Raw genomic sequence first — 18,854 nt, 5'->3', positions numbered from 1 at the left:
TTCCGAAAGAGGCTGGCCGAAAGCCGCCTACTTGGCGCCCTTATAGGCCTTCACCGCGTCCATGGTCTTGGTGACGTGGCCCTGGAAGTTGCCGTCGGTGTAGGCCATCAGGATCTTGCCGTTCGGCGCGATCACATAGGACGTACGGTTGGACCAGCCGCCGGGCATGGGCACGCCCGCCGCCTTCATGCCGACGTCGTAGGTCTTGACCAGGCCGTCGGGCGCGGCGGCCACGGCGAACTTGTCGCGGCAATGCTCGCTGGAGAAGGCCTTGATCTTGTCGACATTGCCGGCCGTGACGCCGATCACCGTGGCGCCCAGCTTTTCGAATTCGGGGGTGGCTTCGGCGAATTCGTGCGCTTCGGCGGTGCAGCCCGAGGTGTAGGCGGCGGGGAAGAAGTACAGCACCACCGGGCCCTTCTTCAGGGCCTTGGACAGGGTGAAGTTGAAGTCCTTGCCGGCCAGGGCGGCGGGGGCGGTGAAGTCGGGGGCCTTGTCGCCGACCTTGAGGGCGGCCAGGGCGGGGGAGGCGGCCACGAGGGCGGCGCAGAGGGTGAGACCGGTAAGCAGGCGTTGCATGCGTAGGCTCCAGAAAAGGCAAGGGCGCAGCCAGCTGCGTCGCGATTCCAATACCGCCATTCCGCCGCCTTCCAAACGTCAACCTGAGCTCTTTAAGACCAAAGGATGAGATCGGCGTCACAGCCGGCCCGACTTGCCGCACCGCGTTCGATGGCCTAACCCTCCGCGCCTGAATCTTTAGAGAAAGGCGCGGGCTTCCATGAGCATCGCTTTCATTTTCCCGGGACAGGGCAGCCAGACGGTCGGCATGGGCGCCGATCTCGCCCAGGCCTTCGCCGCCGCCCGCGAGGTGTTCCAGGAGGTCGACGACGCCCTGGGCCAGAAGCTGTTCAAGCTGATGGTTGAAGGCCCCGAGACCGACCTGACCCTCACCGAGAACGCCCAGCCGGCCTTAATGGCCGTCAGCCTGGCGGTGTCGCGCGTGCTGGAAAAGGAATTCGGCGTCGGGATCGACAAGGCCGCCTTCGTCGCCGGCCACAGCCTGGGCGAATACAGCGCCCTGGCCGCCGCCGGCGCGATCACCCTGGCCGACACCGCGCGCCTGCTGAAGCTGCGCGGCCAGGCCATGCAGCGCGCCGTGCCGGTGGGCGAGGGCGCGATGGCCTCGCTGATCGGCCCCAAGACCGACCTGGCCCTGGCTGAAGCCGCGGCCGCCGCCGGCTCGGAAGTCGGCGTCTGCGTCGTGGCCAACGACAACAACAATGGCAACGTGGTGATCTCCGGCGCCAAGGCCGCCGTCGACAAGGCCATCGAAAAGGCCAAGGAGCTGGGCGCGCGGGCCATTCCGCTGAACGTTTCGGCGCCCTTCCATTGCCCGCTGATGCAGCCGGCGGCCGACGAGATGGAAGAGGCCCTGGCCCGCACCACCATCGTCGCCCCCCGCGCGCCGCTGGTGGCCAATGTCACCGCCTCGCCGGTCCACGACCCGGACGTCATCCGCAAGTTGCTGGTCGAGCAGGTCACCGGCCGCGTTCGCTGGCGCGAGAGCATGACCTGGCTGGCCAACGAAGGCGGCGTCACCCGCTTCGCCGAGGCGGGCGCGGGCAAGGTGCTGTCGGGCATGGCCAAGCGGATCGCTCCGGACGCCGAAGCCGTTCCCCTGAACAGCCCGGCCGACCTCGAAGCCTTCGCCAAGTCGCTTTAGTTTTCGACGCCCTGTCACGTCCTCGTCCTTCGACAAGCTCAGGATGAGGATGACTGAAGCGGCGGTTCATTTGAAACCCTCATCCTGAGCCTGTCGAAGGACGAGGGTTTCACCCACTATCCTCCGAACGGAGAACCCAAAATGTTCGATCTCACCGGCAAGACCGCCCTCGTCACCGGCGCCACGGGCGGCATCGGCGGCGCCATCGCCAAGGCCCTGCACGAGCAAGGCGCGCACGTCGTGCTTTCGGGCACCCGCGAATCGGCCCTGGCCGAGCTGGCCGCGCAGTTCGGCGAGCGCGTCTCGTTCGTGGCGGCGAATCTGTCCGACGCCGCCGCCGTCGACGGCCTGGTCGCCAAGGCCGAGGAAGCCGCCGGCGCGCCGCTGGACATCGTGATCGCCAACGCCGGCATCACCCGCGACGGCCTGATCGTCCGCATGAAGGACGAGGACTGGGACACCGTGATCAAGGTGAACCTGGAAGGCTATTTCCGCCTGGCCCGCGCCGCCGCCAAGGGCATGATGAAGCGCCGTTCGGGGCGCATCATCGGCATCACCTCGATCGTCGGTGTCACCGGCAACCCCGGCCAGACCAACTACGCCGCCTCCAAGGCCGGCATGATCGGCTTCTCCAAGGCCCTGGCCCAGGAGCTGGCCAGCCGCAATGTGACGGTCAATTGCGTGGCCCCCGGCTTCATCGCCAGCCCGATGACCGACGCCCTGAACGAGCAGCAGAAGGCCGGCATCCTGTCGACCATTCCCGCCGGTCGTCTGGGCGAGGGGAGCGATATCGCCGCGGCGTGCGTTTATCTCGCCAGTGACCAGGGCGGCTACGTCACGGGTCAGACCTTGCACGTCAACGGCGGCATGGCCATGATCTGACGCACCGCCTTTTACTGGGCTTATCAGCTTTCTGCTTGGAAACGCTGAAGCCCTGATTTCTAACCAGACGTGCCGCTAGTCACTCGAAAAAGAACGTGATAGGCGGTGGCCCGACAATTCCCGTGGGGGGCAAGGCTCGTCCGAGCCGTCCACGGAACTGCAAGATTCAAAACGAGGGACTAACAGAATGTCCGACATTCTCGAGCGCGTGCGTAAGATCGTCATCGAGCACCTGGACGCCGATCCGGAAAAGGTCACCGAAAAGGCCAGCTTCATCGACGACCTGGGCGCCGACAGCCTCGACAACGTCGAGCTGGTCATGGCGTTCGAAGAAGAATTCGACATCGAAATTCCGGATGACGCCGCCGAGCACATCCAGACCGTCGGTGACGCCGTGAAGTTCATCACGGAAAAGACTGGCGCCTAAGGGCGTCGGGTTCGCGTCTTTCCGCGGACAGGACTATCAACCGCCGCGTAGCACGGGCTCTCTTGCCATCGTGCGCGCGGCGGTTTTCGTATGTGGCCGAGATTCGCGAGGCTGCGGGGGCGGCGGATTCGTCCAGACCCCCCATATGTCCGCGATGCGAAGGTTGGGAGTGATCCATGCGTAGAGTCGTCGTAACCGGGCTTGGCCTTCTGACCCCCCTGGGTCAGGGCGTCGAGATTTCCTGGAAGAACATCCTGGCCGGCAAGTCCGGCGCGAACCGGATCTCGGCTTTCGACCCGACCGAATACGCCTGTCAGGTGGCCTGCGAGGTTCCGCGCGTCGATGGTCGCGGTGGCGGCGGTCCTGACGTCGAGGGCGCGTTCAATCCCGATCTGACCATGAGCCCGCGCGACCAGAAGCGCGTCGACGACTTCATCCTGTACGGCATCGCCGCGGCCGACGAGGCGGTGAGGGATTCGGGCTGGGTCCCGGAAACCGAGGAAGACAAGTACCGGACCGGCGTGATTCTCGGTTCGGGCATCGGCGGCCTGTCGACGATCGCCGACACCGCGCTCGAACTGGAAGCCAAGGGCCCGCGCCGGATCAGCCCGTTCTTCATCTCCTCGGCCCTGATCAACCTGATCTCGGGCCAGGTCTCGATCCGCTATGGCTTCAAGGGCCCCAACCACGCCGTGGTCACCGCCTGCGCCACCGGCGCCCACGCCATCGGCGACGCCACCCGGCTGATCAAGTACGGCGACGCCGACGTGATGGTGGCCGGCGGCGCCGAAGCGGCCGTCTGCAAGGTCGGCATGGCCGGCTTCATCGCCTGCCGCGCCGTCTCCACCGATTTCAACGAGACGCCCGAAAAGGCCTCGCGTCCCTATGACAAGGACCGCGACGGCTTCGTGATGGGCGAGGGCGCCGGCGCCCTGGTTCTGGAAGAGTACGAGCACGCCAAGGCGCGCGGCGCCAAGATCTACGCCGAGGTGATCGGCTACGGCCTGTCGGGCGACGCCTATCACATCACCGCCCCGTCGGAAGACGGCGACGGCGGCTTCCGGGCCCTGTCGGCGGCCGTGAAGGACGCGGGCCTGCAGCCGTCGGACATCGACTACGTCAACGCCCACGGCACCTCGACCATGGCCGACGGCATCGAGGCCGGCGCGGTCGAGCGCTTCCTGGGCGATCACGCCAAGAACGTGGTGATGTCGTCGACCAAGTCGATGACCGGCCACCTGCTGGGCGCGGCCGGCGCGATCGAGGCGATCTTCTCGATCCTGGCGATCCGCGACCAGATCGCCCCGCCGACCATCAACCTGGACAATCCGGACGTGAACGTCGCCATGAACCTGGCGCCGAACAAGGCCGTGCCGCACAAGATCGACGTGGCCGTGTCCAACAGCTTCGGCTTCGGCGGCACCAACGCCTCCGTCGTGTTCCGCAAAGTCTCGTGAGCCGGAAGCCCCCGCCCCAGCGCCGCGCCCCAAGGCCGGCTCCGAAGACGGGGGCTCCCCGCAAGGCCAACCCGCGCCGGCGCGAATCCGCGCCGGTCGGTCGCCGCATCGCCGCCATGGGGGCGGGCCTGCTGACTATGCTGGGCTTGGCCGCCATGGTGGTCGTGCTGGGCGCGGTGTGGGTCTATCAGGGCCCAGGCCCGGCCGCGCGCTCGGGCGACGTCACCAATGTCGTCCTGCGCAAGGGCGCCAGCCTGCCCGAGATCGCCTCCAGCCTTGAACACGCCGGGGTGATCCGCTCGTCCTCGCTGTTCCTGACCGCCGCCCAGACCACCGGCGCGGCGCGTCGGCTGAAGGCCGGCGAATACGAATTTCCGTCGCATGCCTCGCTGCGCCAGGTGCTGACCAAGATCCGCGACGGCAAGATCGTCCGCCACCAGGTGACCATCGCCGAGGGCCTGACCTCGGACATGGTGGTCGACATCCTGATGCGCGCGCCCGAGCTGACCGGCACCGTTCCGACCCCGCCTGAGGGCTCGATCCTGCCCGAGACCTACCAGGTCCAGCGCGGCGAGGACCGCGCGGCGGTGTTGCAGCGGATGATGGACGACCGCGACGCCCTGCTCGACAAGCTGTGGGCCACGCGCCAGCCGGGCCTGCCGTTCGAGACCAAGGACCAGGCCGTGACCATGGCCTCGATCGTCGAGAAGGAAACGGGCCTGGCCCGCGAGCGCCCGCACGTGGCGGCGGTGTTCATCAACCGCTTGCGCCAGGGGATCCGCCTGGGCAGCGACCCGACGATCATCTACGGCCTGACCCGTGGACGGCCGCTGGGCCGGGGCATCCTGCAGTCCGAACTGCAGCGTCAGACGCCCTACAACACCTATCTGATCGACGGCCTGCCGCCGACCCCGATCGCCAATCCGGGCAAGGCCGCGCTCGAGGCCGTGCTCAACCCGCTGAAGAGCGACGACCTCTATTTCGTCGCCGACGGCACGGGCGGTCACGTCTTCGCCTCGACCTACGCCGAACACGAGCGCAATGTCGCCAAGTGGCGGCAGGTCGAGCGGTCGAAAGCCGCCGCCAAGACCGCCCTCGCGGGAGGCTAGGGATGGCGTTGTCGGGCATGACCGGCTTCGCCCGCGTCGAGGGCTCGCACGGGGCCTGGTCGTGGGCGGTGGAGGCGCGCAGCGTCAACGGCCGCAACCTGGAGACCCGCTTTCGCGGTCCGCCGGGCTTCGAGAGCCTGGACCGCGCCGCGCGCGACGGCGGCCAGGCCCGCTTCCAGCGCGGCCAACTGACCGTCAACCTCCAGGCCAAGCGCGCCGAGACCTCGGCCGCCACCCAGGTCAATGTCGAGGTGATGGAGCGCTATCTGAAGGCCGGCGCGCCCTATGTCGCCACCGGCATGGTCGCCAAGCCCACCCTGGACGGCCTGTTGTCCCTGCGCGGCGTGATCGATGCCCGCGAGGAAGAGGACGCCGCCGAGGACCGCGCCGGGATCGAGGCCGCCATGGCCGCCACGATCGCTCAGGCCCTGGACGGCCTGAAGGCCGCGCGCCTGGAGGAGGGGGCCGCCCTGGCCCCGATCTTGACCGGCGCCGTCGACCGCATTGAGAGCCTGACCCAATTGGCCTCGGCCGAAGCCGCCGGCCAGCCGGCCGTGCTGAAGGAGCGCTACGCCCGCAAGCTGATCGACCTGATCGGCGAGGCGGCGTCCGAGGAGCGCATCGTGCAGGAGGCCGCCGCCTTGGCGGTCAAGGCCGACGTCCGCGAGGAACTGGATCGCCTGACCAGCCACGTCGCCGCAGCCCGCGCCCTGCTGGGCGGCGACGCGGCCGCCGGGCGTCGTCTGGACTTCCTGTCCCAGGAATTCATGCGCGAGGCCAACACCCTTTGCAGCAAGTCGGCGCTGACGGCGCTGACCACGCACGGCCTGGATCTGAAGGCCACGATCGAGCAATTCCGCGAACAGGTTCAGAATGTCGAATAACCCGCATGGACGCACGCGCGGCCTGCTGCTGATGGTCGTGGCCCCGTCGGGTGTCGGCAAGACCTCGCTGACCCGTCGCCTGGTGGCCGACCACAACGACCTGCACCTGTCGATCAGCGCCACCACCCGCGATCCGCGTCCGGGCGAGCACGACGGCCGCGACTATCACTTCGTCAGCCAGGACAAGTTCAAGGGCATGATCCAGGACGAGGCGTTCCTGGAGTGGGCCGAGGTCTACGGCAACCACTACGGCAGTCCGCGCGGCCCGATCGTCGAGGCCCTGGACCGGGGCGAAAGCGTGCTGTTCGACATCGACTTCCAGGGCGCGATGAAGGTCCACGGCCAGCTGCCCGACGACTCGGTGCTGATCTACGTCCTGCCGCCATCCCTGGCCGAGATGAGCCGCCGCCTGCACGCCCGCAGCCAGGACAGCGAAGAGGTCATCGCCAAGCGCCTGGCCCGCGCCAAGGACGAGGTCGCCGCCTGGGAGCGGTTCGACTACGTCATCCTCAACGACGACTTCGACAAGGCCTATTCCGACCTGGCCCACATCTACCACGCCGAACGCCAGCGCCGGGCCCGCAACCCGTGGATCGGCAACCTGGTGGGCGATCTTCTGAAGGAAGAGATCTAGGGCCTATCGGCGGCTCACGCCCCTTCAGCACGCTCGTCGAAACTGCTGGGGCGTGAGGCCCGTCGCGGCCTTGAACGCCCGGTTGAAGGGGCCGACCGAACCAAACCCGCAATCGTAAGCGATCGTGAGGATGGGAAGGTGGTCGTAGGCGGAGGTGGTCAGCTGTCGCTTGGCCTCCTCGATGCGGAAGTGATTGGCCATCTGGTTGAAGTTGCGAAAGCCCAGGGGGCCGGTAACGCACTGGGTCACCTTGTAGTCGGGCTCGCCCAGGCGACGCGCGAGATCGGCGACCTTCAGGCTATGGCGCGTATAGACCGCTTCCTCGGCCATCAGGCGCTGAAGGCGCTCGGCCAGGTCGCCTGTTTCGATGGTTTGTGCCCGCCTTCGGCTCCGGCTGGCTTCCGTCAGCGGATGACGGTGGCGATACCAGATGGCCAGCGCCATCCCCAGCAGGGCCAGCAGGGCGCATGCGGACTTGATCGCCATCCTGCCTTGGGCCGCCAGGCCTCCGGCCGGGGCGCCGTTCACCCAGATGACGGCGATGGCCAGCAGCGCCGCGTATCCGGCCGCGAAAGCCAGGCGAAAGCGCCGCTCTTCCTTGGAGGCTTCGGACGCCAAACCCGTCAGCGGCTCGATCATCGCGAGCAGGAGAAGCGCCGAACTGATCAGACCGCTCAGGTTCTCGACCATGCGCGGCAAGGTCGCGGCGCTTTCGCCCGCCAGGCGCAGGAAGGCCCCGCTGGCCACGAGGGCCAGCACCAGCGCCAGCGGCCATCTGGCCCGCCGTGTTCCAGCGGGTTGAAACAGGGCCCGAACCAAGAGCCAGGACCAGCCGCAGGTCGCGTCGCCGGCGATGGCGACGATGTCGGAGGCCAGGCCAAGGCGATGGCCCATCCATTGCGCCAGGCAGAACGCGCCGACGGCCCCGGCGAAGAGGCCGCCGTAAAGCTGAATGTCGGAGAGCCGTCCGCCGGTACGGGGCGTCGCGGCCAGGCTATCAGCGCTCATGACGCCCAGTCTCCCTCTCTAGCCGGCTCTCTTAAGGTCGGGGATCGAGAATCCATAGCCGATTTCCAAATCGGCGAGATCGCTTTCGACAAACGCCGCAACGCCCTGGGGCATCAACCCTGAACCAGGACGCCAGACGGCATGACGATCACAAGGCCAGCAAACCAAACGGACAAGATTTCAAGCGGAGAGGGCTTGCTGCGCCGATCGGGCCTGGCCTGGTTCTGCGTCGCGACGGCCGGACAGGCCGCCTTCATCTGGATGATCCTCGCGCACTACGGCCGCAAGACCCTGGCGGGTGATCCGGCCGGTTGGAACGACAAGCCCCTCATCAAGGGCTACGTGCCCGGCGACACCGCGGGCAATGCGATGTTCGCCCTTCATGTGCTGCTCGCGGCCGTCGTGACGCTGGGCGGGCTGCTACAGCTCGTTCCCGCCATCCGTCGCCGCGCGCCGGCGCTGCATCGCTGGAACGGCAGGATCTTCTTTGTCACGGCCTATGTCATGGCCTTGGGCGGTCTGTGGCTGACCTGGGTCAGGCCTACCTATCTGTCGCTGATCTCCGCCGTCTCGGTGTCCATCAACGGCGTGCTGATCCTGATCTTCGCCACCCTGGCCTGGCGCATGGCCGTCGTCGGAAAGCTGGACGCGCATCGCCGATGGGCCATGCGAGCCTTCCTGGTGGTCAACGGGGTCTGGTTCCTGCGAGTCCTGATCATGGCCTGGGTCCTGATCTCAGGCGGCGGCGTGGGCATGAACCGCACGCTGTCCGGCCCAGCCGACGTGGTGCTCCAGTTCGGGTCCTATCTCATTCCGCTGGCCGTGCTGGAGACCTACCTGCGTGCGCGAGACGCGGGTGTGACGGCTCGGCGACTGACCGCCGGCCTGATGATCGCCTCGACCCTGTTGACCGCCGCCGGCGTCGTCGGCGCCGTGGTCTTCATGTGGGGTCCCTATATGACCTGAAGACGGTTCAGCCCATCACCGCCCGCGCCAGGTCCTGGAACCCCGCCACGTCGATGGTCTCGGCGCGAGCGTCCGGATTGATGCCGGCCTTCTCGCACAGCGCGCCGCCGCCCAGGCCCTTGAGGCTGGAGCGCAGCATCTTGCGGCGCTGGCCGAATGCGGCGGCGGTGACCTTTTCCAGGGCCGCCACCAGGGCCTTGTCGGGGGCGGGGTCCAGCGGGACCAGGCGCACCACGGCCGAGGCCACCTTGGGCGGCGGGGTGAAGGCGCGGGCCGGCAGGTCCATGACCACCTTGGCGCTGCACACGGTCTGGGAGACCACGGCCAGGCGGCCATAGGCGTCGTCGTTCACATCGGCGGCGATGCGGTCGGCGACTTCCTTCTGGAACATCAGGGTCATCGACAGCGGCCGGAACGGACCGGTCAGCCAGTTGATCAGCAGGGGCGTGCCGACATTGTAGGGCAGGTTGCTGACCATATGGGCCGGGCCGCCGGCGATGGCGGCCATGTCGACCTTCAGGGCGTCGCCCTGGACGATGGTCAGGCGGCCGTCGGCGGCGGCGGAGAGTTCCTCCAGCAGCGGGATGAAGCGCCGGTCCATCTCGACCGCCACGACCCGCGCGCCGGTCTCCAGCAGGGCCCGGGTCAGGCCGCCGGGACCGGGGCCGACCTCGATCACCACGTCGCCTTCGCCGACCTCGGACAGACGGGCGATCTTACGGGTGATGTTCAGGTCCAGCAGGAAGTGCTGGCCAAAGCTCTTGTTGGCCAGCAGGTCATGCTCGGCGAGAACCTCGCGGAGCGGCGGCAGGTCGGCGAGTGACATCGTGTCTCTAAGGCTAGGCGCCCAGGTCAGGCAATGGAGCGCCGGTCGGCGATCTCGGCCGCCAGGCGGATGGCGGCGATCAGGCTGTCGGCCCGGGCCAGGCCCCGACCGGCGATGTCGAACCCCGTACCATGATCGGGCGAGGTGCGCACGATCGGCAGGCCCAGGGTTATGTTCACCCCGGCCCAGAAGTCGAGCATCTTGACCGGGATCAGGGCCTGGTCGTGATACATGCAAAGCACCGCGTCGTAGGTGGCGCGGGCCTCGGCGTGGAACAGGCTGTCGGCGGGGGCGGGGCCCTTGACCGTGACGCCCAAGTCGCGGAGCACGCGGACGGCCGGTTCGATGATCGCCGCCTCCTCGCCGCCCAGCGCGCCGCCTTCGCCCGCGTGGGGGTTCAGGGCCGCGACGGCCAGGCGTGGGACCGCGACGCCGAAATCCTTGCGCAGCGCCTCGGCCGTCACCAGGCCGGCGTTGACGATCGCCTCGATCGACAGCGCGGCGGGCACGGCCGACAGCGGGGTGTGGATGGTGACCAGGGTGGCGCGCAGGTCGCGCGCGGCCAGCATCATGATCGGTCCGTGCGGCGGCTGGCGCTCGCCCACATGGGTCAGTTCGGCCAGGAACTCGGTATGGCCGGGAAAGGCGAAGCCGGCGTCGTAGAGCGGGGCCTTGGCGATGGGCGCGGTGACCAGGCCGGCCACGGCGCCCGACAGCGCCAGGCCCGCCCCGGTCTCGATCCAGCGGATCACCTGGGCGGCATGGGCGCTGGACGGCTGACCGGCGACGACGGGGGCCTGCAGCGGGATGTCGAGAACGGGCAGGGCCTCGCCGAACGCCTTGATCGCCTCGACCGGCCCCGTGACGGTGCGCACCTTGACCCCGCCGCCGGCCGAGGCCAGCAGCTGGGCGTCGCCCACCACCATGAACGGGGGGCCTTCGCCGCGCAGGATCGACCAGGCCTTGGCGATGATCTCCGGCCCGATGCCGGCCGGGTCGCCTGCGCTCAGGGCGAGGGCCGAGGTCTTCACCGGGTTTCGATGGTCGCCGAGTTGCGCAGGTCTCGCAGATAACGTTTGGAGATCAGCGCAAGCTGTTGGCCGCGCAGGCGATTTTCGATCTGGTCGTGGGTCGGGGCCTGGGCGCCCGACTGACGCTTTCCGCAGACCGCGATCAGGTGCATCCCGACGTCGGTGCGGATCGGATCGGAGACCTGGCCGACCTTGAGAGCGGTGGCGGCCTGCTGGAAGGCGGGCGCCAGGTCGGTGATCTCGGCCTCGCCCAGGTCACCGGCGACGACGCCATCGATCTTGCCGGCGGTGGCTTCCAGGGTTTCGCAGCTGCTGATCTTCGGCTTCAGGTCGGTCAGCAGTTTGGTGGCCGCATCGACCTGGGCCTGGGTGGCGTCCTTGGGCAGGGCCACGGCGACCTGCTTGAGGTCGACCAGAGCGGCTTTCGCGCCCGAACGCTTGTCGCGCAGATAGATGATGTAGACGCCGTCGCGCACCGGGATCGGGGCCGACAGCTGGCCGGGACGCAGCTGGTCCAGCGCCGCGTCCACCTCGGGCGGCATTTCGCCGGGGCTGATCCAGCCGGCGTCGCCGCCGTTGGCCGCCGTCGGCGAGGCCGAGAACTGACGGGCGACGGCCGGGAAGGGCGCACCCTGCTGCATCTGGGTGACGAGCTGCTTGGCGCCGTTCGCGGCCACGTCCATGCCGCCGACGCGCCCGGCGTCGATGAACACTTCACTGACCTGATACTGCGGCTTGCTGGCGGCCTCGGCCTGACGGCGTTCGAAGGCCTTGATCTGGTCGTCGCCGATCCGCAGGCGCGAGCCGTAGCGACCGCTGATCCAGGCCTGCCAGCTGCTGTCGGCGCGAATCTGCGCCTTCCAGGTGTCGACGCCCACGCCCTGGGCGGCCAGCTGCTGAGTCAGCTGCTCGCCGGTCATGTTGTTGCCCTTGGCGATGTCCTGGATCTGCTCGTCGACTTCCTTGTCGGTCGAGATGATCGTGATCTTCTGAGCCTTCTCGACCCGACGCAGCTCCTGCATCTGGACGTGCTCGTCGATCAGCGAGCGCAGGGCTTCCTGCTCCAGCTGGGGCAGGTTTTCCTGGGTCGGCTGCATTCCCGACGTCACCATCAGCAGGCGCATGCGCTGCATCAGGTCATAGCTGGAGATGATGTCGTCGTTGACGACCGCCGCGACGCTTTCCGACAGGGGATTGGCGCGCTGAGCCGCGGGCGCCGCCGGCGCGGCGGGGGCGTCCGCCGCCGGAGCCGCCGCGGGCGAGGCGTCTTGAGCTTGGGCCGGCAAACCGAGGCCCGCCACGGTCAAGGCGAGGATGGAGGCGGCGCTGGCCGCCAGGATTGTCACGCTACGCGCAGACCGCATCGGTATTGTCGTTCCTCTAGACGCGTCCAAAGGAAGGCGCGCGTTTAACCGCGCGTCCCCCGACGCGATGATATTCTACTGGCTTACCTTGTGTCGCCCAATGTGGCGAGCGTTAGGCGCAGCATGAAGGTGTTGTCGGTCTTCAGACGAAGGCCGCTTGTGGTTTGGGTGTATCGGTTCTCGCTCTGTACGATCGCGTCGACCCGGATGCATTCGTCCGTGTAGTAGACGCCCACATCGTTGCGTGTCCACGACCACTTGCTGTCGGACTGTGGCAGGCCGAGGGCGCGGGCGTCCTGATAGGCCAGGCGACCCAGCACGGTGACGCCCCAGTTCTTGGCCACTTTGACGCCGCCGACGAAATCCAGATTTTCCTGGCGGTACCCGGAAATATCCTGGTTGTCGCGCAGGTAGCGCACGGATGTGTAGCCAAACGACTTGGACACATCCACGCCCGCTTCGATGCGGTTGAGGTGGCCGGTGTCGTCGTCGAAACGCGCCCGCGAGAACGCGGCGACGCCTTGGATCGGCGCCAGCGTGGCGGCGACAACCCAGTCGGACGCCTTCTCGTTGAGCGCGGCTCGAGTCGGCATGAGGGGATCGACCTTGGTCCGCAGGCTGCGGCCCACCAGCAGGCTGCCGCCTCGGCCATCGCCGAACTTGACCGTCGCCCGACCGCCGACGTTCATCCGCGTTCCACCCTCATAGAGGTCGAAACCGGGAGACTTGTTGACGTCGAAGAGGTTGCTCTCGTCGAGCTCGAAGTTGGTGCTGTCTTCGTTGAAATAGATGGGGTTGCCGGCCGCGTCGCGGGCCACGACGATCGGGACGCGCGAACTGTCGGAGCCCGTCGCCAGCTGGACCAGGGGTTCGAGGACGACGCTGCCGCCGTTCTTGAGCGGGCGGAAGAAGGGAAGGCTCAGATCGACCCCGGCGACGCCCAGGCCGCGCGTGTAGTCGAGGCCGGTGCGGGTGTCGCCGTTGGCCAGGGCGACGGGGCCCAGGAAGACGTCCTTGACCCTGTAGGCGTCGCCGCGGAGTTGAGTGAAGGGTTCGACGCGGATGCCCGGACCGATGATCTTGCTGGCGCGCCAGTCGGCCTGCAGCGTTCCTCGCGTGGAGTCGACGCCGTCGGCGCCCTTGTAGCCGGTGTAGCTGTAGGGAGCCTCGCCGAACTGCGACTCATCCCGGTTGAGCATCACGCCCGATCCCTGCACCCGCAGCCGACCGCCGAGCACCGGCGCCTCGGGCTCCCAGCGGCCTTCGAGCATCGGGCCGATGAGGGGGAAGGCGCCGCTGTTCTCGAATTGATTGCCGATGCCGAGCGAATTGACCCCGACGACGCGCAGGCCTTGAACGGAGACCATCGACGCCGAGAAGTAGGATCGGTCGTCTTGCCGTGTCGCGTAAAGTTGCGACAGCAGTCTATGGTCGTCACCCGAGTACAGGCCGTGCTGAAGGTAGACGTCGCTGATCGAGTAATCGTCGAAGATCAGCGGTTGAGACGCACGTTCGGCCGTGAAGCCCCAATTCCACTTCTTGTCGATGTTAAATTGTCCGCGAGCCAAAATGTAGGTGCGGAACGTCGCGTCGCCAAACCGATCCCCGTGGTTGTCGAACGATTTTTCATAGGTTCCACCGGCGCGAACCTGCAGGTCGCCGGAATAGAATAGCTTATGATAGTTCAAGTTGAGGAACGGATTGACTTGCGCATTGATCTGAGGCGTCACCACCAGATCTTGAGAAGGTGAAATCGCGAGCAGGTATGGCTGGCTATAGGACAGGCCGCGCCGTTGCGAGATTTGGATGCGTGGCACCAAGAAGCCGGAGCTGCGCGGGCTCGACGGGTCCGGGTGCCAGAACACCGGGAAGTACATGAGCGGCGCGCCCAAGATACGGATCGTCGCGTTATGGTAATAAACCATGTGGCGAGTCTTATCTTGAACCGCCTTGTCGGCGCTGATGCTCCAAGTCGGCTTGGGCTTTTCGGCGCAGACCACGCAGGGCGTATAGATCGCCTGGTTGAGCTCGGTGATGTTCTCGTTACGGCGGACCGCCGTGTCCGAGGCGATCTTGATGCCCTTGTCCATGCGGGCCGAGAAGCCGCGGGCGAAGCCGGCCTTCAGGTCCTTGTCCATGGTCATGTCGTTGGCGAACTGGGCGGTGCCGTCGGCGTTGATCAGCGTCACGTGGCCGTGGGCGGTGACGATTTCGCTCTTGGTGTCGTAGACGACCTCGTCGGCGCGCAGGGTGCGGCCCTGATAGCGCGCCTCGACGTTGCCGCGGGCGGTCATCGTCTTGTTGGTGTCGTCGCGGATCAGCAGATCCGATTCCAGATAGTAGCCCGTGTCGCCCAGGCCGTCGTCCACCGCCGCAGGCGGGGCGGGGGCGGCCGGGATCATGACGAGCGCCTGCTGCGCCAGGGCTGGACCAGCCAGGGCGAGCCAGGCGGCGCCGGCCAGCAGGACCGCGCGGCCCCCCTCTGCGGCTTTCAAGCCTTTCGCCCCCCAGCGAAGCTCCATCATCAAAGTCCTCGATCCCGGCGACACAGACTCAACCATCCTCGGTATAGCAAAGCAGCGTCAGACCCGCCAAAAGCGCCACGATCGGCGGAGTCCACGCGGCCATGGCCGGCGTCAGCACATCGGCCTTGCCCAGTGCGCCACACAGCTCGTTAAAGAAGAAGAAACCAAAGCCCAAGGTTACGCCCGCGCCGGCCAGGCCCGCCAGCCCTCCCAGCCGCATCAGGCGCAGCGAGAAGGCGGCCGCCAGCACCGACATCGCCGCGAACAGCACGGGCGTGGCCAGAACCTGTTGCAGGCGCAGACGGAAGGGGATGGACGAGAACCCGGCGGCTTCGGTGCGCTTGATGGTCTCGGGCAGCATCCAGACCGCGATGGCTTGCGGATTGTTGAACCGCTCCGAGGCCGTGCGATCGTCCAGGTTGGACGGCAGGGTGTAGGTTTCCGAGCGGATCGCCCCGGCGCCCGGCATGGCCACGCGCACGCCCGACAGTCGCCAGAAGCCCGGCTCCAGCCGGGCCTCGTCGGCCTCGATCCGCTGGGCGAACTGCAGGCTGCCGTTGGGCTGAACGGCGTAGACGAACAGCGACACGCCGCGCAGGCGCACCGCGCCGTCGATCTGGTCGCGCGCCCGGGCGCGGATCACGACCTGGGTCTTCTCGTCGCCCTGCCGCAGCCACAGCCCCTTGGGAGCGGACTTCAGATAGTTCTCCATCAGGGCGTTGCGCTGGGTTTCGAACTGGGCGCTCATCGCCGAGGTCAGCGGATTGAGCAAGGTCAGGGTCACGACGCCCATGACGAACGCGGCGGTGGCCGCGGGCATGATGAACCGCCAGGCCGAAACGCCCGCCGCCCGCATGGCGATCAGTTCGCTGCGCCGGTTCAGGCCCACGAACGCGCCCAGGGTGCCGAACAGGAAGATGAAGGGCGTCAACACCAGGATCGTGGCGGGCGCCTGCAGGATGGTGAGGAACAGCAGCTGTGCGAAGCCGACCTCCGTGCGGGTGCCGACGTTCTTGGAGATGTCGACGAAGGCGATCAGCATGACCAGCACGCTGACGACCGCCAGGGCCGCCGCCAGACCGCCCAGGGTCTTGCGGAGCACATAGCGCTCGATCATGCCGGCGCCGATCATCGGGCCTCCAGCGGCTGCAGGTCGTTGCGCGCGGCGATGGAGATGTAACGCGAAACCTTCTGGCGGAAGATCTGGCTCAAGCTCCACCCGATCGCGACCAGCGGTACGGCGTATTGCAGCGGGTTGAGCCAGACGTCGTTGTCGCACGCGGCCTTGACGCCGAAGCCCAGGATCTGGACCACGGCCGCCGCCGCCCCGACGATGGCGATCCGCTTGCCATAGCCCATGCGGCTGAACGGTCCGCCGATCACCGCCGCCACGGCCATGGCCATCATGGCCAGATTGTAGAGCGGGCTGGCCAGGCGCCAGTGGCCCTCCGACAGCAGCTTTTCCTGGTTCTGCTGCTCCCATTCCTGGGTGAGGTCGGGGAAGAACAGTTCGTGCGGATAGCGGTCGCCGATCTTGTAGTGCAGCAGCTCGTCGCTCTCGAACAGCGAGCTGAGGTCGAAGGTGTATTCGTCCCACGACAGGTACTGCAGCACGCCCGCGCTGGAGAACTCCTGGTTGGAGCCCTTGCGCAGGACCAGCACCGGCAGGCCCCGGCGCTCGATGATCACGCCCTCGCGCGCCGTGTAGGTGACCGCGCCGCCGTTGGGCTTTTCCTGGTGGATGAAGAGGTTGTGGATGACCTGGTCGCGGTCGATCGTCTGGGCGTAGACCGTCAGGCCTGGGCCTGGCTCGGTGAACTCGCCCGGCCGCACCAGGGTCGAGGCCAGATCGGACTTCATATCGAAGAAGGTCTCGCGAATCGCTCGCGAGCTCCACGGCGCGGCCCACAGGCTCATGACCAGCGACAGCAGGGTGGCCAGCACCGCCAGGCGCACGGCCGGCGAGATCACCCGCCAACGGCTCATGCCGCCGGCGAAACAGACCACGATCTCCTGCTCGGTGTGCAGACGGTTCAGGGCCACCAGGGTGGCGACGAACAGGGCGATCGGCAGAATCATCGCCAGCAGCTGAGGCAGGGCAAGGGCGATGATCTTCAGGAAGACCACGGCGCTCTGGCGCTGCTGGATCAGGACGTCGAATTCCGACAGGCTGCGCGCCAGCAAGGCAAGCGCCACCAAGGCCACCGTCGCCAGCAGCGTCGGGCCCAGGAGCTGGCGGAAAAGGTAGCGTTCGATCAGGCGCATCGACGTTGGGGCAGGGAACCGGCGGGGACGGGAATAAGGCGGAGTCGCGCGGGCGCCCCCAGGAAGTAAGGCCTCTTCTACACGCCGTGTTCGCGTGGGCACAACCGCTCAAGTCAGGCGAGAAAGAGGCGTTCCCCCCATCGGTCCCTGGGGTCGGGCGGCCATCGCGCCGACGCCGCCTGCGATTGGTGCTTTTCTTCGGTTCGGGTTTGCGTCAATCCAACGGGCTGAAGGTCCTGCTAGGGCTCCACCGGTTTTCAGGAGCGCGTCATGCGTATCGAGTTCGTCACCGCCGACACCCAAGCCGGCGCCAACGCCGCCCTGGCCGTCCTGGCCTACGAGGCCGCCGCCCTGTCGCCCGAGGCCAAGGCCGTCAACGAGGCGACCGGCGGGGCCCTGGCGCGCGCCGTGGCCGGTGGTCGCTTCACCGGCGCCAAGGGCCAGACCTTGGACCTGATCGCTCCCGCAGGCCTGGAAGCCGCCCGCGTGCTGCTGGTCGGCGTCGACGGCGATGGCGCGGTCGAGCCGGAAACCGTCGAGATCGCCGCCGGCCACGCCTTTCAGGCGCTGAAGGCCTCCGGCGTCACCGAGCTGGTGCTGAAGCTGGGCGGCGACGCCGAGACGGCCGCCCGCGCGGCCTTCGGCGTCAAGCTGGCCGCCTATCGCTTCGACAAATACCGCACCACCGAGAAGGCCGAGAAGAAGCCCTCGGTCAGCGTGGTCAAGGTGGCCGCCGCCGATCCGGCCAAGGCCCAAAAGGCCTTCGCCGCTTTGGAAGCCGTCGCCGATGGCGTCCTGTTCGCCCGCGACCTGGTCGCCGAGCCCGCCAACATCCTGCACCCCGAGGAATTCGCCGCCCGCGTGAAGGGCCTGGAGACGCTGGGTCTGGAGGTCGAGATCCTCGGCGAGGCCGAGATGGCCAAGCTGGGCATGGGCAGCCTGCTGGGCGTGGGGCAGGGCAGCCGGCGCGAGAGCCAACTGGTGGTGATCAAGTGGCTGGGCGCGTCCGACAAGTCGGCCCAGCCCGTGGCCTTCGTCGGCAAGGGCGTCACCTTCGACACCGGCGGCATCTCGATCAAGCCGGCCGACGGCATGGAAGACATGAAGTGGGACATGGGCGGCGCGGCCGCCGTGACCGGCGTCATGCACGCCCTGGCCGGCCGCAAGGCCAAGGTCAACGCCATCGGCGTCCTGGGCCTGGTCGAGAACATGCCCGACGGCAACGCCCAGCGCCCCGGCGACGTGGTCACCTCGATGTCGGGCCAGACCATCGAGGTCATCAACACCGACGCCGAAGGCCGCCTCGTGCTGGCCGATGCGCTCTGGTACTGCCAGGATCGCTTCAAGCCCAAGTTCATGGTCGACCTGGCCACCCTGACTGGCGCGATCATCATCTCCCTGGGTCATGATCTGGCAGGTTTGTTCAGCAATAACGACGGCTTGTCGGAAAAACTTCTCGCCGCCGGCAAGTCCGAGCGCGAGCCGCTGTGGCGCCTGCCCCTGCCGGCCGCCTATGAGAAGCAGATCGAAAGCCCGATCGCCGACATGAAGAACATCGGCGGCCGCCCGGCCGGCTCGATCACCGCGGCGCTGTTCCTGCAGAAGTTCGTCAACGGCGTCCCGTGGGCTCACCTGGACATCGCTTCGGTGGCCTGGAAGAAGCCCTCGACCGATCCGACCATTCCGGACGGCGCGGTCGGCTATGGCGTGCGTCTGCTGAACCGCCTGGTGGCGGACGCCTACGAAGGCTGAT

17 protein-coding genes are annotated in these 18,854 nt (G+C 67.6%); 9 read left to right on the top strand and 8 right to left on the bottom strand.

Annotation, left to right across the window (positions count from 1 at the left end):
* Positions 1-27: 27 nt before the first annotated feature.
* Positions 28-579, bottom strand: coding sequence for a peroxiredoxin (locus tag G3M62_RS12360; protein ID WP_165187415.1), 552 nt, complete (start codon positions 577-579; stop codon positions 28-30).
* Between the two features lie 199 nt (positions 580-778).
* Here G3M62_RS12360 and fabD point away from each other — a divergent pair, with 199 nt between their 5' ends.
* The 7 genes from fabD to gmk all read left to right on the top strand — a co-directional run bounded on the left by fabD (position 779) and on the right by gmk (position 7,116).
* Positions 779-1,723, top strand: a complete 945-nt coding sequence (gene fabD, locus G3M62_RS12355) for an ACP S-malonyltransferase (protein ID WP_165187413.1) — start codon at positions 779-781, stop codon at positions 1,721-1,723.
* A gap of 141 nt (positions 1,724-1,864) precedes the next feature.
* Entirely contained in the window at positions 1,865-2,605 is a 741-nt protein-coding gene (gene fabG / locus G3M62_RS12350; RefSeq protein WP_165187411.1) for a 3-oxoacyl-[acyl-carrier-protein] reductase, read from the top strand.
* A gap of 187 nt (positions 2,606-2,792) precedes the next feature.
* A complete protein-coding gene (locus G3M62_RS12345; RefSeq protein WP_007672577.1) occupies positions 2,793-3,032 on the top strand; it encodes an acyl carrier protein in 240 nt (79 codons plus the stop codon).
* A gap of 176 nt (positions 3,033-3,208) precedes the next feature.
* Entirely contained in the window at positions 3,209-4,489 is a 1,281-nt protein-coding gene (gene fabF, locus G3M62_RS12340; RefSeq protein WP_165187410.1) for a beta-ketoacyl-ACP synthase II, read from the top strand.
* A complete protein-coding gene (gene mltG, locus G3M62_RS12335; protein WP_165187408.1) occupies positions 4,486-5,598 on the top strand; it encodes an endolytic transglycosylase MltG in 1,113 nt (370 codons plus the stop codon). Before fabF ends, mltG begins: the two co-directional genes overlap by 4 nt.
* Positions 5,599-5,600: 2 nt before the next feature.
* Positions 5,601-6,482 (top strand): YicC/YloC family endoribonuclease, encoded by an 882-nt coding sequence (locus G3M62_RS12330; RefSeq protein WP_165187406.1) that lies wholly within the window; start codon positions 5,601-5,603, stop codon positions 6,480-6,482.
* On the top strand, positions 6,472-7,116 hold the full coding sequence (gene gmk / locus G3M62_RS12325; RefSeq protein ID WP_165187404.1) for a guanylate kinase: 645 nt from the start codon (positions 6,472-6,474) through the stop codon (positions 7,114-7,116). Before G3M62_RS12330 ends, gmk begins: the two co-directional genes overlap by 11 nt.
* A 24-nt stretch (positions 7,117-7,140) precedes the next feature.
* On the opposite strand, the gene G3M62_RS12320 is transcribed toward gmk, so the two are convergent.
* Positions 7,141-8,124: a helix-turn-helix domain-containing protein gene (locus tag G3M62_RS12320; RefSeq protein ID WP_165187402.1), complete on the bottom strand. Its 984-nt coding sequence runs from the start codon at positions 8,122-8,124 to the stop codon at positions 7,141-7,143.
* A gap of 195 nt (positions 8,125-8,319) precedes the next feature.
* On the opposite strand from G3M62_RS12320, the gene G3M62_RS12315 reads away from it, so the two are divergent.
* A complete protein-coding gene (locus tag G3M62_RS12315; protein ID WP_246263262.1) occupies positions 8,320-9,090 on the top strand; it encodes a DUF2306 domain-containing protein in 771 nt (256 codons plus the stop codon).
* Positions 9,091-9,097: 7 nt separating this feature from the next.
* Here G3M62_RS12315 and rsmA read toward each other — a convergent pair whose 3' ends face one another.
* The 6 genes from rsmA to lptF form a co-directional block, all read right to left on the bottom strand.
* The gene (gene rsmA, locus G3M62_RS12310; RefSeq protein WP_165187399.1) at positions 9,098-9,916 is read right to left on the bottom strand and encodes a 16S rRNA (adenine(1518)-N(6)/adenine(1519)-N(6))-dimethyltransferase RsmA; all 819 of its coding nucleotides are present in this window, start codon (positions 9,914-9,916) and stop codon (positions 9,098-9,100) included.
* Between the two features lie 26 nt (positions 9,917-9,942).
* Complete coding sequence (pdxA, locus tag G3M62_RS12305) at positions 9,943-10,947, bottom strand: 4-hydroxythreonine-4-phosphate dehydrogenase PdxA (protein WP_165187397.1); 1,005 nt, start codon at positions 10,945-10,947, stop codon at positions 9,943-9,945.
* On the bottom strand, positions 10,944-12,311 hold the full coding sequence (locus G3M62_RS12300) for a peptidylprolyl isomerase (RefSeq protein ID WP_165187395.1): 1,368 nt from the start codon (positions 12,309-12,311) through the stop codon (positions 10,944-10,946). Before G3M62_RS12300 ends, pdxA begins: the two co-directional genes overlap by 4 nt.
* A gap of 83 nt (positions 12,312-12,394) precedes the next feature.
* Positions 12,395-14,836, bottom strand: a complete 2,442-nt coding sequence (locus G3M62_RS12295) for an LPS-assembly protein LptD (RefSeq protein WP_165187393.1) — start codon at positions 14,834-14,836, stop codon at positions 12,395-12,397.
* Between the two features lie 28 nt (positions 14,837-14,864).
* Positions 14,865-15,968: an LptF/LptG family permease gene (locus G3M62_RS12290; protein WP_165187391.1), complete on the bottom strand. Its 1,104-nt coding sequence runs from the start codon at positions 15,966-15,968 to the stop codon at positions 14,865-14,867.
* A complete protein-coding gene (gene lptF, locus G3M62_RS12285; protein ID WP_165187389.1) occupies positions 15,965-17,101 on the bottom strand; it encodes an LPS export ABC transporter permease LptF in 1,137 nt (378 codons plus the stop codon). The genes G3M62_RS12290 and lptF overlap by 4 nt, the downstream gene beginning before the upstream one ends.
* Before the next feature lie 270 nt (positions 17,102-17,371).
* Between lptF and G3M62_RS12280 the strand changes: the two genes are divergently transcribed.
* Positions 17,372-18,853 carry a leucyl aminopeptidase gene (locus G3M62_RS12280; RefSeq protein WP_165187387.1) on the top strand — a complete coding sequence of 494 codons (1,482 nt, stop codon included), beginning with the start codon at positions 17,372-17,374 and terminating at the stop codon, positions 18,851-18,853.
* Position 18,854: the final 1 nt, after the last annotated feature.

Source organism: Caulobacter soli, from assembly GCF_011045195.1.
Lineage (GTDB): Bacteria > Pseudomonadota > Alphaproteobacteria > Caulobacterales > Caulobacteraceae > Caulobacter > Caulobacter soli.
The sequence above is the reverse complement of the archived record's forward strand: the minus strand, read 5'-3'. Positions and strand labels throughout refer to the sequence as shown.